Raw genomic sequence first — 1,685 nt, forward strand, 5'->3', positions numbered from 1 at the left:
GGTTCTTCCCCAATTTTGGTGGTATGTATGTGCATTGTAAATTACCATTTAGGCGTTCAGACTTATCATGGATGCCACTTGTCTGATTTTTCCTTCTTCCGCTGAAACATTTAAGGTAACAGCCCTTACCAGAGAATGCAATCAAGTCTGCATTTACGTGCAGAGTAATCAGCACAATTGCTTATGTCCCGGCTGTAGCAATCCATCTAAGCGGGTACATAGTTATTATACCAGAAAATTCAGGGATGTGCCCGCCTTTGGAAACCCGTGCACCTTACTGCTTAAAGCAAGAAAATTTTATTGTTTACAGGATGAATGCCCGGTAAAGATATTTACTGAACGCTTTTGTAATCATTTTCTTCCTTATAGACGAAGCACCACCCGGTTGCATCATGTATGTCTTAACCTGGCACTGCAAACCGGTGGAAAGCTGGCCGAAAGAATCGCAAAACTGATGAACATACAGATAAGTGACACCAGTCTACTCAGGATCGTAAACAATGAGCACCTTCCTGAAGCTGAAACACCATATGCATTGGGCATAGATGACTGGGCATATAAAAAAAGGGGCAGGTATGGCAGCATCCTGGTCAATCTGGAAAACAGAAGAATCATTGATATTCTCAATGATCGGGAAGCATGCAGCATTGAAAGGTGGTTAAAAGTGCATCCAGGAATTGGAATAATCACCCGGGACAGATACGGGAACTACATAAAAGGGGCTACCAGCGGAGCACCACAGGCATTACAAGTAACTGACCGCTGGCACTTATTGAAAAACCTGGGTGAAGCGGCCAATAAAATAATAACCCGCGAGTATGCCAGGATGAACAAGATAACAAAAACCGAAGAAATCCTTTATACAGAACCCCTAAATACGTCAGATCCTGACACATCCCCAGTTTCTGATGGTATCAGGAAGCAACGTTTTGATTATTTGAAAAAGCTGCAGAACGATGGCCTTTCCATAAAAAGAATGGCAAAGTTACTTGGCATGCACAGACAAACGGTAAAGAAGTATATGGCGATGCAAATCTTACCCCGAAAAATATATAATGATCAAGGTATGGTAGAACAGTACTTTCCCTACATCCGGCAGCGCATGCAGGAGAATAAGGATCTTTATCTGAAAACATTGTGGACCGAATTGAAGGAAAGGGGTTACAATGGAGCTTACAGCACATTATCAGATGCTCTGATATATTATGGCATTCGTTTGGGTAAAAAGGTCAGCCGTCAACAATTACCTAATTCAGGTAGAATGAGCTTTAAACCTTCAAAGGTGGCGATGATCTTTCTGACAGCAGAGGAAAAACTAACAGATCGACAGCGGGAATTGCTGCAAAAGGTATGTGAAAAGTCAACAGAGCTTACTATAACATTGTCTCTGATCAGGGCTTATAGACAGATTATGACAAACAAGAATGGAAGCAAGCTAAAAGATTGGATCGACAAAGCAAAAAGTTCCGGCATCAAAGAGATGTTCAGATTTGCCGAAGGGCTACTGACTGATTATGCTGCAACTGAAAGTGCCTTATCACTACCATGGAGCAATGGGCCTGTGGAAGGCAATGTTAATAAACTAAAGACTATAAAAAGGCAGATGTATGGAAGAGCAAGCTTTGAATTGCTCAGAAAAAGATTGGTACTTGCTCCTGCTTAACCACCAAAAGTGGGGAAGAACC

Annotated in this window: 1 protein-coding gene; it reads left to right on the plus strand. The window is 42.0% G+C overall.

Annotated features, from left to right (window positions below):
- The first annotated feature begins 67 nt into the window (after window positions 1-67).
- Entirely contained in the window at window positions 68-1,663 is a 1,596-nt protein-coding gene (locus FEM33_RS24205) for an ISL3 family transposase (RefSeq protein ID WP_139014555.1), read from the plus strand.
- Window positions 1,664-1,685 lie beyond the last annotated feature (22 nt).

Origin of the sequence: Dyadobacter flavalbus, from assembly GCF_006149045.1 — a bacterium.
Classification (GTDB): domain Bacteria; phylum Bacteroidota; class Bacteroidia; order Cytophagales; family Spirosomataceae; genus Dyadobacter; species Dyadobacter flavalbus.